Here is a 13,296-nt window from a genome sequence, read left to right as displayed (position 1 = left end):
CATCTTCCCTTTCATTCACAATGTTAATTAAGTCGAGCTTTGCAAAACCAGCTTTCGAACCTCCGCCAGATTGCGGCAGATTACATCCGGATTAACGCCGGATGAAGACACAAAGCCAGGCAAATTCTCTTCGGTCGTCACGCCCGTCAACGCCAATATCGTCCCGCAACCCGCATTAATTCCCGCTGCGATATCGGTCAGCATATTATCGCCGATGACGGCGACTTCTTCATTCCGCAGCCCCAAACGATCGATGGCGTGCTTCATCAAGATGTCGGAGGGCTTGCCAATCACAATCGGTTCGATGCCGGAAGCTGCCCGGATAGCCGCCGAAATCGTACCTGCGCCCGGCATCAGCCCATCCTGCGATGGCAGTAAAAGATCGGGATTCGTAAGAACGTAACGAGCCCCGCCCAAGATCCAGCGGGCAGCTTTCGTTAAGGTCTCATATGTAAAAGAGCGGTCGATCCCCTGTACGACAAAATCCGGTGACTCTTCATCAATGATCAGCCCGGCATTTTGCAGCGCTTCAAGCAAACCGGCTTCACCAATCGGTGCAACCTTGGAGCGGGGTTGCTGTCCGGCGATATACTCCGCAGCGGCAACGGCCGAAGTGCATATCTGCTCTTCTTTGGCCGGAATCCCCATCACGTTCAGGTTAGCGGCGACTTCACCGGGAGTACGGGATGAATTGTTCGTAACGAACAAATAAGGAATTCCCGATGCTTCCAATTCGCGAATCAATGTATCCGCCTCTGGTATCATACGGCTCCCATGATATAAAGTTCCATCCAGGTCGATCAAGTATCCCTTCCAGGATATAGTTGTAGTGTTCATGACTTCACCCTCTTGCTTTCCATTGTACATATAATAATAAAGGGCAGGCAAATTTCCCGTCCAAATTTTTCCGTGTGCCTGTCAAACGACAGAAATTCCAAGCATCATTCGTCGAAAGAGATCGAATCAAGCCAAATTCATGTTAGATCGCCTTAGCAAAGAATGAGAACGCCTGTCATTTCCTGCGCTTTCCCGGAAAATAAAATCTCCGGATTTCTCCCGATTGCTCCTTTATTCTCCGCCTCGCAGTATCGGGTACAATTCATGTTCCCGAGCCAAACGCGAATGCGGAAACACCTCTGCCGCCTCTTGTTTCAGCCGCTGCAACTGATCCTCATATTTATATCTCGAACTGAAATGAGTAAGGTACAAACTTTTGGCTCCCGCCTCTTTGGCGGCCTCGGCTGCTTGTCTTGCCGTACTGTGATGGTACGTAAAAGCCGTATCGGCGAGTTCATGCAAAAACGTCGCTTCATGTACCAAAGCATCCGCTCCTTCCGCCAGCGGTATTTCCGCCGGACAAGGGCGGGTATCGCCGAGGATCGTTACGACCCTCCCCTTTTTGGCCAGACCAAGCACATCCGCAGGATGAAGCTCCTTGCCTTCCGGAGTGAGTACGCTTTCCCCTCGTTTCAGTTTTCCGTAAAGGGGACCGGGCGTAATCCCGTATTTTTTCAACAGTTCGGTATCCAGCTTGCCCGGAAGATCTTTCTCGATCACCCGGTAGCCATAGCTGGCAATCCGATGATCCAGCTTCGCCGATTCCACCCGGAAAGTGTCATCCTCAAACAGGCACCCGCCTTCATGTTCAATGATCTCCAGTTTATAATTAATCCGTGATTCACTGAGCTCAAGCGAAGTGTTCACGTATTTTTTCAACCCCGGCGGACCATAGAGGGCAAGCGGCGTATCCCCACCTTGGTAAGCACGGCTGGAAAGCAGGCCAGGGAGGCCAAAGAGATGATCGCCATGCAAATGGGTTATGAAAATGCATTCCAGCTTGCTCAACTTCAGCGGAGAGCGCAGAATCTGATGTTGGGTACCCTCCCCGCAATCAAATAACCAGAAGGAACGCCGTTCATCCAAAAGCCGGAGCGCCAGCGACGTTACATTCCTCTCCAGGGACGGTACCCCTGCGTTTGTTCCCATGAAATACAATTCCATCAAGATGCCTCCCATCCTGCTTATTCGAAAACAAATGTGCACTAAAAGATATGTACCCACAGCATTGCCAAAACCCTCCGAATACTCGGAGGGTTCACTGGCCAATGTCTTTAAGCTTTATCCACGTTAAAATATTGGGCCTGCGGATGGGCAAATACCATCGCCGAGACGGATGCTTCCGGTTCCATCATGAATCCTTCGGTCAAATGGATTCCGATATCCTCCGGCTGCATCAACTCAAACAGCGGTTGCTGGTATTCCAGATCCGGGCATGCCGGATATCCGTACGAAACGCGGATTCCCTGATACCTTGCGCCATGACGCTGCTTCATCGTCATCTCCTGCGGATCCGGGAAGCCCCAAATATCGCGCATAATGTGATGAACCCGTTCCGCAAGCGCCTCCGCCGTTTCAAGTGCCACGGATTGCAGCGCATGGGAACGAAGATAATCCCCTTTTTCTTTCCATTGATCGGACAATTCGCGGACGCCTTGTCCCGCCGTTACGACCAAGAATCCGACATAGTCCATCGTTCCGCTTTCGACCGACTTCAGGAAGTCAGCCAGGCAGAGGAACGGTTCAACCCGCTGTCTCGGGAACGTAAATGTTTTCAACACCCGGGTCGTATCTTCCGGATCATAAATAATGATATCATCGCCCGAAGACTGGGCGGGGTAAAACCGGTACATCGCCTGCGCCCGGATAATCCCCTGGCTGATGGCATCCTGCAAAATTTGATCAACGGTTTCTTTTAACTGCACGGCTTTCTCATCACCCTGAGCCAATAGCTGTTCCACCGAACCGCGAAGCCCAAGATGATGCCCGAGCAGCATCTGCATATTGATATAAGGAATAATATGATTGATCGGATAATCCCGGAGCACATGCCGGTCCAGGTCCGGAGGTATAAAAACTGGCGCATCCGTGGAAATATTGGACCTCACCGCACGGCTTAGCTCCGGCATTGGCGCTGCGGGAGTTGCATTTTCATCCGCAGCTTTTTCGGCCTCAATATTTTGACGGATAAGTTCCCGGTGCGACGGGTCCATCAGCTTGTTCGCCAAGTCCAATCCATCCATCGCGTCTTTCGCGTAAACGACCAGCCCGTTATACTCCGGTCGTATCCGGGTTCGCGTAAACTTGCGCGTCAAAGCGGCTCCGCCCACGAGAATCGGCACATCGATGCCCGCATTCCGCAAATCCTGAGCGGTCGTAACCATTTGCTGCGCGGATTTAACGAGCAATCCGGACAAACCTACCGCATCGGGCAGTTCCTCACGACAAGCTTCAATAATCCGCTCCGGTGGTACTTTTATACCCAAATTTACAATCCGGTAACCGTTATTGGCCAGAATGATTTCCACCAGATTTTTACCGATATCATGAACATCGCCCTTTACCGTAGCCAGCAAAATCTTACCTTTTACGGATGATTCGTTCTTTTCCATAAACTGTTCCAGATAAGCTACGGACGCTTTCATCACTTCCGCGCTTTGCAAAACCTCGGCCACAATAAGCTCGTTGTTGTTGAACAACCGGCCAACTTCCTCCATCCCTGCCATCAGCGGCCCATTGATCACCTCGAGAGCGCTATAGCGGTTCAACGCTTCTTGCAGATCAGGGATTAAGCCTTCCTTCGTTCCCTCGACGACATAGGAGGCCAGGCGTTCTTCCAGCGTCAAGTTGACGATCTTCTCCTGTTTCTCCACTTTCTTGTTCCGGAAAGCGGCCACAAACGCGGCAAGCGTTGCGTCATTCGTATTGTAGATCAGTTCCTCGGCAAGCCGACGCTCCTCTTCCGGGATCGAAGCGTAGCGCTCTACCTTCTCCGTGTTGACGATCGCATAATCCAGCCCTGCCTTAGTGCACTCATACAGAAAAACGGAGTTCAGCACTTCCCGCCCGGCTTCAGGAAGACCGAAGGAAACGTTACTGATCCCGAGCACCGTATGACAAGCTGGCAGTGCCTCTTTGATCAGGCGGATCCCTTCAATCGTTTCCTTGGCGGAGCCGATGTACTGCTCATCCCCGGTACCCACCGGGAATACAAGCGGATCGAAAATAATGTCTTCCGCATTAAGGCCGTATTTGTTCACGAGCAGGTCATGCGAACGCTTCGCAACTTCCAGCTTATCCTGCCGAGTAATCGCCTGTCCGCGTTCATCAATGGTGCCTACAACGACGGCAGCCCCGTATTTATGAATGAGCGGAGTCACGTGCTCAAACTTTTCTTCTCCGTCTTCAAGGTTAATGGAGTTAATTATAGACTTACCCTGACAGTAACTCAGTGCCAAATCCAACACCTTCGGATCGGTCGTATCGATCATCAACGGCACTTTGACCTTTTTGACGACCAGCTCAAGAAAAAGTTTGATATCCTCCGCTTCATCCCGGTCCGGATCCTGAACGCAGACATCGATTACCTGGGCTCCGCTTTTAACCTGGGCACGAGCGATTTCCGAAGCTTCTTCGTACTTGCCTTCCACGATAAGCCGTTTGAATTTGCGCGACCCAAGAACATTCGTTCTCTCCCCGACCATATACGGACGATTGGCGGACTCAACATAGACTTGATCAATTCCGCTAATCGCCGGCGGATGTTCCCCGGCGATTTCCCGCGGTGGATATCCTTTCATCTTCTCGGCCAAAGCCTTGATATGCGCCGGAGTCGTCCCGCAGCATCCGCCCGCGATATTCAACCAGCCCTGCTCCGCAAAAGCAGCCATCTTTTGGGCCAGCGAATCCGGCGATTCATGATAATTGCCGTTCTCGTCCGGCAGCCCTGCATTAGGATGGCAGCTCACGCCTGCTTTTGCCATTTCGGATAGCGTTCGGACATGATCCCGCATGAATTCCGGGCCTGTAGCGCAATTCAGACCGATAGAAACCGGTTTTAAATGCTCCAGCGAAATATAGAAGGATTCGATATTTTGACCGGCCAAGGTTGTCCCCATCGGCTCGATCGTTCCCGAAATCATCAAGGGAAGCACTTTGCCTGTCGTAGCATAAGCACGCGTGATCCCGATGCTACCCGCTTTTACGTTCAGCGTATCCTGAGACGTCTCCAGCATCAGGGCATCCACGCCAGCCTCAATCAGCACGACAGCCTGCTCTTCATAGCTGCTAATCAGTTCTTCAAACGTAACCCCGCCGGTTACAGACAACGTCTTCGTCGTCGGCCCCATCGCTCCAACAACATATCTCGGTTGCTCCGGAGTGCTGTATTTTTCCGCTGCTTCAACGGCGATCCGCGCGGCAGCCAGGTTAATTTCACGCGTGCGATCCTGCAAATCGTATTCAGCGAGCACCACGGACGTCCCGCCAAACGTATTGGTTTCAATCAAATCCGCGCCAGCCTCAAGATATCTCTCATGAATGGACTGTATAACATCTGGACGGGTAAGGACGAGAATTTCGTTACAGCCGTCCAGTTCCTCGCCGCCAAAATCCTCCGGCGTCAAATTCTCCTGTTGGATCATGGTACCCATCGCTCCATCAAGGATCAATATTCGTTCTTTCATTTTGGATTCCAAGCTTGGTTTACTCATGATCAATTCCCTCCCGCAAAACGTTAAGATTTAGTTTATCAGAATGAAGCGTTTAAGGAAAGGGATAATATGAAATCCACATCCGGTTCCAGCCCTATCATGTAAGGCTCTTTACCTGAATGAATAAGGAGTCAACAGCCTCTCGGCTACCGGATATCGCTCAATCCGACCTCAATAAAGCATGGTAATCCCATGGATGCAATTAGAATTTTAAACACGAACGAAATCATATAGAAGGAAGAAAAAGTTCGTGATTTTCCGAATCAAAATGAGGTCATAAATGGCTATTGGAATACAACAAAAAGGCTGCCTTCCCATAAAGGTAATGGCAGCCTTTGATATGCTTGAATTCAATGCCTGGGTTCAATGCTTGACGTATTATTCAACTACCTTGAATTCCACAGAAGGCATAGAGTGCTGATCCCTGGCAGTAACATGGGAAATCACGTGATAAGTCCCAGTCGATTCAAGCACCGTTTCGAAGATGTAGCTTCCGTTCCCGGCACCTTTAACGGTCTCCATGTTATGGTTTTCCTCATTATCGCCGTCTTTCCAATATTCAAAAACAACCTCTTTGGCGTCGTCGACAGTTTTACCCTGATGGGTCACTTTCGCTTCAAAAGTCACTTTTTCGCCGGTTTGAACCTGGGTGGGATTGACGGTTAGTTCGACCTTGATCGGCTCCAGCGTATTCTCAGAAGATGAATGACCTTCACTCCCGCTTCTACCGCATCCGCTCAGCAGCAGAAACAGCACGGTAAGGCTGACCAGCAGCCAGGTGTTCCTTTTCACGTTATTCCCTCCCTTTTCGCGACAAGCTTATGCATCTGATTCAACAAAGCTTCATCTCTGCAAACCTTAGGCAAACTTAGCAATGATATCGTGAAGCTGAGACAAATGTTGAACTTCATAATTAGGGACGATTTCGTCGTTACGGTTCTTTCCGTCCCGATTCACCCAAACCGTGGTCATCCCAGCACTAAGTCCGCCGCAAATATCGGTAGTCAGCTTGTCTCCGACCATCAGGCTTTCTTCCGGCTCCACGCCGAGCCGTTCCAAGGCATGACGGAATATTGCGGCATCCGGTTTCCCTCTGCCGAAGGCCCCCGAAATAACGATTTCGTCAAAATAAGGTGCCAACTCAGGCACTCCGTCCAGCTTTTCCTGTTGCAGCGCCGGACAGCCGTTCGTGAGGAGCAGCAGTTTCACATTCCCTTTCAGCTCGTTCAAAATCGTGAAGGTTTCCTCATATACATGCGGCCGGGACCGGCGTTCTCTGCCGAATTGTTCAGCCAGTTCACCCGCTAAGTCTTCATTATCTACACCCAGAGCCAATAATCCACGGCGCCAGGATTCCTTGCGGTATACAGGGGCGAGTTGCTCCAATTGACGGAATTCCGGCTGTTCGCCTGCGGAAAAATTTGCCCACAATCCTTCAAACGGATTAATCCCGATCATTTTAGTAAAAGGGAACGTTTCATAGGATTCGTAAAGCTCTCTCGCTTCCTTGCGGACAGCTTCTTCCAGTTTGGCCGGATCGATTCCGACTGCGTCCTGCGCACTTCGGCAAGTCGCTTCAAAAGCTTCCCGGACACTTCGTTCATCCCAAAGCAAAGTATCGTCCAAATCAAAACAAACCGCTTTAATCGCCATTTCTATCTGCACACTCCCCCGAAAAAATTCACCGCACAAACGCCGGCCATCATTTATTCCTTTTCAAACGTTACGTGATGCACTTTAGCATACTGTTCCAGGCGCTCGCCCATAGCTTCCGTATCAAAAAGATTGCGTCCCCGGTAGAAAACCCAATTGGTGTCTTTCCCTTTCGGCGAGATGGTCACCTTTTGACGGGTAACTCTGATTTTGCTGATATTGCCTGCTTCCAGGATTTTGTCCCGATTGTACTTGGAAGTGTACAAATATCCTTTATTAATCCGCAAATAAGGTTTTCTCAAGAAAATAGTCAAAGCCAGAATGAGATACAGAACGATCGTTAGCCAAAACAAACCAGAGCTCATTTCTGCTGCGCTTCCCACCAGTCCAACAGCCGCGTACAACAGGGCCAGCAATACCAGAAGGCCAGGCAGTATCATATTACGCCCCCGAAAAACTTCACCTTCTCCTTTCGATCCCAGCGAGGTGCGGGGATTCTGGCTTCCACGACCTTGGCCCACGTTAGGGCCTTTACCTTTTTTGTTCATTCTGATCTGATTTCTTTCTACTTTTCTGTCAAACGAAGCCATGATCTTTCCTCCTAAAAATGTATGGTTATGTATGCAAGGCCTCTCGGCCCAGCATTACTTATCCACGATTTCGATCGACTCTAACTGCTGACGAAAATTGTTACGGATGTTCTGCAAATAAGTTTCACGAAGCTGGGCTCTTTCCAGCTTTTCGTCTTCCGTCAACCCTTCGGCTTTATTTTTGCGAGCCAGTTCATTAATGCGATTAACCAATGTATCTATATCCATGGTTTTCCTCCTATGTTCTCAATTAATTTCATAAGGCAACAATTCTTACTTTGACATGAGAAAAAGAGCTTGTCAAGGCGAGTTGCCCTTGGAACCAAGCTCCTGGGAAGACATTCATATAGATGAAGTAAAATTATCGCTGATTCATCACTTAGTTGGGAAGAACGATCGTGTCGCCGCTATGAATATTGCTTCCGTTCAATCCGTTGAGCCGGATAATCGACTCCACATAAATTCTCGTATCTTTACCACGGGGTTTATGATTCACGGCAATCTCCCATAAAGTGTCGCCCGGCTTAACGACGATCGTCGGCAATGCAGAGCGATCGTATCCGTCTGAAGCCGCAGCAAACGCAGTAACCACTCCCGTTCCGGTGATCATCAAAACAAACAGCAACAAGCATACTTTCCCCAGATTTCTGCTCCAGCCAGAAACAGTTATATTATTAGTCCACGATCTACGAGGTGCCGGTTTATCATAGATGCTTTGATATGTACTATATTTAAGCATTATTCATCATTCCAAACATGTGTTCTTATCGTTGTTTTCACTATAACACGAACACTTGTTTGATTCAATAGTTTTTTCGAACAATTGTTCTCTTTTTTATCTTCAATTTAGAACTTACGTTTGTACGAACGGAAGTTCTATGTTATAATTTTTCCAAACGTTACTAATGGGGTTGATGATCGTTATGTCCAAGGTGTCCAGCCGACAACAGGCAATACTAGAATTTATCCGCAACGAGGTCAGAATGAAAGGCTATCCTCCTTCCGTACGTGAAATCGGCGAAGCTGTTGGACTAGCTTCCAGTTCAACGGTCCACGGCCATCTTGACCGTCTCGAGAAGAAAGGTTTCATTCGCCGCGACCCGACCAAGCCTCGGGCCATCGAACTTCTGGGCCAGGAAGACTCCGATTCCATCGGAATGTTCGCCCACAGCATTACCCGCGTTCCAGTCGTTGGTAAAGTCACTGCAGGTGTGCCTATTACAGCCACCGAGAACATAGAAGACTATTTTCCGCTTCCACAGCATTATTCCGCCGATGGCGAAATCTTTATGCTTTCCGTCATGGGGGACAGCATGATCGAAGCCGGAATTCATAATGGCGACTATGTAATCGTAAGGCAGCAGCAAACCGCCAACAACGGCGATATCGTAGTGGCCATGACGGAAGACGACGAAGCAACCGTCAAAACTTTTTACAAAGAGAAAGACCACATCCGCTTGCAGCCGGAGAATCCGACAATGGAACCGATTCGGTTGAAGCATGTCAGCATTCTGGGCAAGGTCGTCGGATTGTTCCGCGATCTGCACTAATCTATATTTAACTTACAGGTAAGAGGCTTCCCTTTAACGAGGGCAGCCTCTTTTCATTTTTCTACGACGAAGTTGCAGTCACTCCTATACGGGCCACATATCATCATTCAGCAGATTCCTGGATCTTCCCGCTCGCTCTCCGCGCCATAACTTTCTCAACCTCAAGCGGTGTCTGTGGTATTTTTTCAGGGCAAGCACCATATCCATCAGCTCCTTGCCTTTAGATTACCCGAAATATCAAAAATCATCGGAGATTATTCAAATTCTGTAAGTTCAACTTTCTTGAAAATTTTTCAACGATAGGTTGATCCTATAACAGTTATCTCTTTTATATATTAGATCAATTAAAAATGCAGTCTTATAATGGAATTATGCTTCAGAGGGAGGGATGAACGGATGACTGTTTATGATTTTCAGGTGAATACGATTCACGGCACGCCGGTTTCATTGTCCGTTTATCGCGGAAAAGTACTGCTCATTGTCAATACTGCCAGTAAGTGCAGCTATTCCGGTCAAATGGCCGATCTTCAAAAACTTTATGAAAAATACCGTCAGCAAGGGTTTGAAATACTCGGTTTTCCTTGCAATCAATTCAACGAAAAAGAACCAGGGGAAAATGCGGAAATACATAAAACCTGCACACGCGACTTCGGGGTGACATTTCCCTTGTTTCAAAAAATGGACGTCAGGGGAGCTTCCGCCCACGGTTTGTTTCACTATCTTACACAACAAGCGCCTTTCCAAGGTTTTGACCGCCAGAGCCCAACGGGTCCGTGGATGCAAAGCTTTTTACAAGAAAAACACCCCGAGATTTACGCTGGCGACGGAGTCAAATGGAATTACACCAAGTTTTTGATCCATCGCGACGGTTCGGTATACGGCAGATATGAAACCACGACCGAGCCGTCAGAATTGAAGACCGATATCGTCTCGCTTTTAATTTAGGCATGGTTACCTTTCATTGTTGAATATCGAATGAGCCCTCAGTAAAGTCTCTGTTTCCTGAATTAATTCATGCATCATGTTAAAAGCTTTCTTTAAGTGATCATGATCTTCTGTAATTAAGGTAAAGATATGGTTTACTCTATAGGAGTATTTGTTTGGCACGATACTGAATGAATCGGCAATAGCGGTAGCCCCCTTTTCATTCATCAAATAGGTTTCATTCATGGCGAACAAAACCTGATTCAGGCAAGCGACAGACCTGAAACAGCATCCGGCAATATAAGATAAATCATTTTTGTAAATACCTTTATGCCCATTTTCGAGTGAAAAGGTTGCCTCCCAGAAAAATTTTTGAATGATTGCTTTTTGAAAAACGACCGGGTACGGGATGGTTCTACTTTTCAGTTCCTTTACAACTCCGAAAGGGTCCCACAACACCTTACACAACGCAATCTCGGCAAAATAAATACTGTTCGCAAATCCGTGAGGGTGTCCCGGTTGGTAATCGATAGCGACATCTCCCTTTGTACATTGTTGAATGACCTGTAACACGCTATTCTGATCACGTAATAACAGGTCAACAGGTGTTTGATCTACCTTTAACCAGCCTCCCCCATTAATCCAGGGGCCCCACTCCCCGATTTCTGTCACCAAGTTATCCCTATGTTCGTCATCAATATCTGCAGCAACCTTACGAAGCATAGCGATGTCCAGGCCTTGTGCGGGATCGTAATAAATTCCGATATCAATATCCGACTCGGGACCTTCCGTTCCCCTGGCCCTTGAACCGCCGAGCACCAAAGCGCTTACTCCGCTAACTTCCTTTAAGCTGTCAACGATCTTTGAAATGGTCTGTTGCACGTCCATTTATCTCGCTCCCGTCCATTAGCTTGAATAGGATCAATTATAAGGAATGCGGTTTTTCGAGGGAAGGGAGAAAAAGAATTAATCGGTTTCTGCCCGATAAAAATAGCAGAAGAAAAGCAATTCGAAATGTTTATGTAGGCAATCCAAACCAGTAAGTAGAAATTCAAGATATGGGTATTCAACAAATCCCCCTTCTATCATTTTATAAACAAAATCCCCTGAGGTCTAAGCCTCAGGGGATTTCACATCTACACTGAATTAGATTAATAAAGCGTCATGTATTGGTCGCGTTCCCATTGGTGAACTTGCGTGCGGAAGATGTCCCACTCGATTTCTTTCAGTTCGTAGAAATGGGTAAGAGCGTGATCGCCGAGTGCTTCGGTGATGATTTCGCTGCGGAGCAATTCGCCCAGCGCTTCTTTCAGATCGGAAGGCAAGCTAGGGATGCCTTCTTCCACGCGCTCTTCTTCGGACATGACATAGATGTTACGGTCAACCGGTTCCACGAGCGGCAATTCGTTCTTGATGCCGTCAAGGCCCGCTTTCAGCATAACAGCCAACGCAAGGTACGGGTTAGCCGCCGGATCCGGGTTACGTACTTCAACGCGAGTACTAAGACCGCGGGAAGCCGGAATACGGATCATCGGGCTGCGGTTACTGGAAGACCAAGCCACATAACAAGGTGCTTCATAACCAGGTACCAGACGTTTGTAAGAGTTAACGGTCGGGTTCGTCACGGCCGCAAATGCGCGGGCATGCTTCAGAATCCCTGCCATGTAGTGACGGGCATCCTTACTCAGTCCAAGCGAATCGCTTTCGTCATAAAAAGCATTCACATCTCCTGTAAACAAGGATTGGTGACAGTGCATACCGGAACCGTTCACTCCGAAGAGCGGCTTCGGCATAAAGGTCGCATGCAAACCATGCTGACGAGCGATCGTCTTAACTACGAGTTTGAAGGTTTGAATTTGGTCGGCCGCTTTAACGGCATTTGCATATTTAAAGTCGATTTCGTGTTGGCCCGGAGCCACTTCATGGTGGGAAGCTTCGATTTCAAAGCCCATTTCTTCCAGCGTCAAAACGATTTCGCGGCGGCAGTTCTCGCCGAGATCCGTAGGTGCAAGGTCGAAGTATCCGCCTTGGTCATTCAGTTCCATGGTCGGATTGCCCTTCTCGTCGGTTTTGAACAGGAAGAATTCCGGCTCCGGACCCACGTTCATGGACGTATAACCCATCTCTTCCGCTTCTTTCAAAGCACGCTTCAAAATGGCGCGAGGGTCGCCGGCAAACGGGGTACCGTCAGGCATATAAATGTCGCAAATCAAACGGGCGACGCGGTCTTCGGCAACCCAAGGGAAGATAACCCAGGTGTCAAGATCAGGGAAAAGATACATATCGGATTCTTCGATCCGGACATAACCTTCGATCGACGAACCGTCGAACATCATTTTGTTATCAAGAGCTTTCTCCAATTGGCTGACCGGAATTTCCACGTTCTTGATGGTCCCGAGCAGATCGGTAAACTGCAATCGGATAAAGCGAACATTTTCTTCTTTGGCAATACGTAGAATGTCTTCCTTTGAATAACTCAAAATAACATCTCCCAACGTTTATATTTTGAAAAAGCGGGAAAGTTCCCCCTGAATCAATGATACCTGTCCAGGTCTTTTCCCTGTGACGAGCTGCTGTTTTAGCATACGATAAAGTTGTGAATCCGTCATCTCTTTTCGTTTTTCTTCCGTGTCTTTCGTCATGACCGTAGCCTCCTGCGAATCCTTGGTCATCGGATTCATGACCTGTTTGATCCCGGCAATATTGACTCCTTTGTCGATCAAACCTTTGATCTCGAGCAACCGCTCGATATCGTTCAGGGAGAATAACCGCTGGTTCCCCGAAGTACGGGCCGGCACGATCAGTTGATGTTGTTCATAATAACGAATTTGCCTAGCCGTTAAGTCCGTAAGCTTCATTACAATACCAATCGGAAACAAGGCCATGTTTCTGCGAATTTCGTCACTCATCGCTCTCAACCTTCCAGTTAAATAATCATGATCCTATTCTATGTCAACTATCCTAACATGTCAATAGGTATGTTAGAATAACTTACAGATCACAGAAGATAATTTTTCAGTGATCTTCGAT

At 48.2% G+C, this 13,296-nt stretch carries 13 protein-coding genes; 2 read left to right on the top strand and 11 right to left on the bottom strand.

Going from position 1 to position 13,296, the window contains the following annotated elements; genetic code table 11:
* Positions 1–27: 27 nt before the first annotated feature.
* From ACLB09_RS04745 to ACLB09_RS04710, 8 genes are all read right to left on the bottom strand, one after another.
* The gene (locus tag ACLB09_RS04745) at positions 28–837 is read right to left on the bottom strand and encodes a TIGR01457 family HAD-type hydrolase (protein WP_410768601.1); all 810 of its coding nucleotides are present in this window, start codon (positions 835–837) and stop codon (positions 28–30) included.
* Positions 838–1,068: 231 nt separating this feature from the next.
* Positions 1,069–2,001: a ribonuclease Z gene (rnz, locus tag ACLB09_RS04740; protein WP_410768600.1), complete on the bottom strand. Its 933-nt coding sequence runs from the start codon at positions 1,999–2,001 to the stop codon at positions 1,069–1,071.
* Positions 2,002–2,111: 110 nt separating this feature from the next.
* Positions 2,112–5,549: a methionine synthase gene (metH, locus tag ACLB09_RS04735; RefSeq protein WP_410768599.1), complete on the bottom strand. Its 3,438-nt coding sequence runs from the start codon at positions 5,547–5,549 to the stop codon at positions 2,112–2,114.
* Positions 5,550–5,927: 378 nt separating this feature from the next.
* Entirely contained in the window at positions 5,928–6,341 is a 414-nt protein-coding gene (locus ACLB09_RS04730) for a FixH family protein (RefSeq protein WP_410768598.1), read from the bottom strand.
* A gap of 66 nt (positions 6,342–6,407) precedes the next feature.
* Entirely contained in the window at positions 6,408–7,202 is a 795-nt protein-coding gene (locus ACLB09_RS04725) for an HAD family hydrolase (protein ID WP_410768597.1), read from the bottom strand.
* Between the two features lie 53 nt (positions 7,203–7,255).
* Positions 7,256–7,792 carry a hypothetical protein gene (locus tag ACLB09_RS04720; RefSeq protein ID WP_410768596.1) on the bottom strand — a complete coding sequence of 179 codons (537 nt, stop codon included), beginning with the start codon at positions 7,790–7,792 and terminating at the stop codon, positions 7,256–7,258.
* A 54-nt stretch (positions 7,793–7,846) separates the two neighbouring features.
* Positions 7,847–8,020 (bottom strand): DUF896 domain-containing protein, encoded by a 174-nt coding sequence (locus tag ACLB09_RS04715; protein ID WP_114495384.1) that lies wholly within the window; start codon positions 8,018–8,020, stop codon positions 7,847–7,849.
* 151 nt (positions 8,021–8,171) lie between these two features.
* Positions 8,172–8,420 (bottom strand): LysM peptidoglycan-binding domain-containing protein, encoded by a 249-nt coding sequence (locus ACLB09_RS04710; RefSeq protein WP_410768595.1) that lies wholly within the window; start codon positions 8,418–8,420, stop codon positions 8,172–8,174.
* Positions 8,421–8,715: 295 nt separating this feature from the next.
* Between ACLB09_RS04710 and lexA the strand changes: the two genes are divergently transcribed.
* Both lexA and ACLB09_RS04700 read left to right on the top strand, forming a co-directional pair.
* Positions 8,716–9,342: a transcriptional repressor LexA gene (gene lexA / locus ACLB09_RS04705; protein ID WP_410768594.1), complete on the top strand. Its 627-nt coding sequence runs from the start codon at positions 8,716–8,718 to the stop codon at positions 9,340–9,342.
* 396 nt (positions 9,343–9,738) lie between these two features.
* A complete protein-coding gene (locus ACLB09_RS04700; protein ID WP_410768593.1) occupies positions 9,739–10,287 on the top strand; it encodes a glutathione peroxidase in 549 nt (182 codons plus the stop codon).
* Positions 10,288–10,293: 6 nt separating this feature from the next.
* On the opposite strand, the gene ACLB09_RS04695 is transcribed toward ACLB09_RS04700, so the two are convergent.
* The 3 genes from ACLB09_RS04695 to ACLB09_RS04685 all read right to left on the bottom strand — a co-directional run bounded on the left by ACLB09_RS04695 (position 10,294) and on the right by ACLB09_RS04685 (position 13,175).
* Positions 10,294–11,154, bottom strand: coding sequence for a nucleotidyltransferase domain-containing protein (locus tag ACLB09_RS04695; protein WP_410768592.1), 861 nt, complete (start codon positions 11,152–11,154; stop codon positions 10,294–10,296).
* 263 nt (positions 11,155–11,417) lie between these two features.
* Positions 11,418–12,746 (bottom strand): type I glutamate--ammonia ligase, encoded by a 1,329-nt coding sequence (glnA, locus tag ACLB09_RS04690; RefSeq protein WP_410768591.1) that lies wholly within the window; start codon positions 12,744–12,746, stop codon positions 11,418–11,420.
* Positions 12,747–12,764: 18 nt separating this feature from the next.
* A complete protein-coding gene (locus ACLB09_RS04685; protein WP_410768590.1) occupies positions 12,765–13,175 on the bottom strand; it encodes a MerR family transcriptional regulator in 411 nt (136 codons plus the stop codon).
* Between the last annotated feature and the right edge of the window lie 121 nt (positions 13,176–13,296).

Origin of the sequence: Fontibacillus forbon (assembly GCF_046559655.1) — a bacterium.
Classification (GTDB): domain Bacteria; phylum Bacillota; class Bacilli; order Paenibacillales; family Paenibacillaceae; genus Fontibacillus.
Note: the sequence above shows the minus strand (reverse complement) of the source record. Positions and strands in the feature narration are given on the sequence as shown.

Coding starts and splice junctions, on each gene's coding strand:
- ACLB09_RS04745 (WP_410768601.1), bottom strand. CDS start 837: ATGAACACTACAACTATATCCTGGAAGGGATACTTGATCGACCTGGAT.
- rnz (WP_410768600.1), bottom strand. CDS start 2,001: ATGGAATTGTATTTCATGGGAACAAACGCAGGGGTACCGTCCCTGGAG.
- metH (WP_410768599.1), bottom strand. CDS start 5,549: ATGAGTAAACCAAGCTTGGAATCCAAAATGAAAGAACGAATATTGATC.
- ACLB09_RS04725 (WP_410768597.1), bottom strand. CDS start 7,202: ATGGCGATTAAAGCGGTTTGTTTTGATTTGGACGATACTTTGCTTTGG.
- ACLB09_RS04720 (WP_410768596.1), bottom strand. CDS start 7,792: ATGGCTTCGTTTGACAGAAAAGTAGAAAGAAATCAGATCAGAATGAAC.
- ACLB09_RS04715 (WP_114495384.1), bottom strand. CDS start 8,020: ATGGATATAGATACATTGGTTAATCGCATTAATGAACTGGCTCGCAAA.
- lexA (WP_410768594.1), top strand. CDS start 8,716: ATGTCCAAGGTGTCCAGCCGACAACAGGCAATACTAGAATTTATCCGC.
- ACLB09_RS04700 (WP_410768593.1), top strand. CDS start 9,739: ATGACTGTTTATGATTTTCAGGTGAATACGATTCACGGCACGCCGGTT.
- ACLB09_RS04695 (WP_410768592.1), bottom strand. CDS start 11,154: ATGGACGTGCAACAGACCATTTCAAAGATCGTTGACAGCTTAAAGGAA.
- ACLB09_RS04685 (WP_410768590.1), bottom strand. CDS start 13,175: ATGAGTGACGAAATTCGCAGAAACATGGCCTTGTTTCCGATTGGTATT.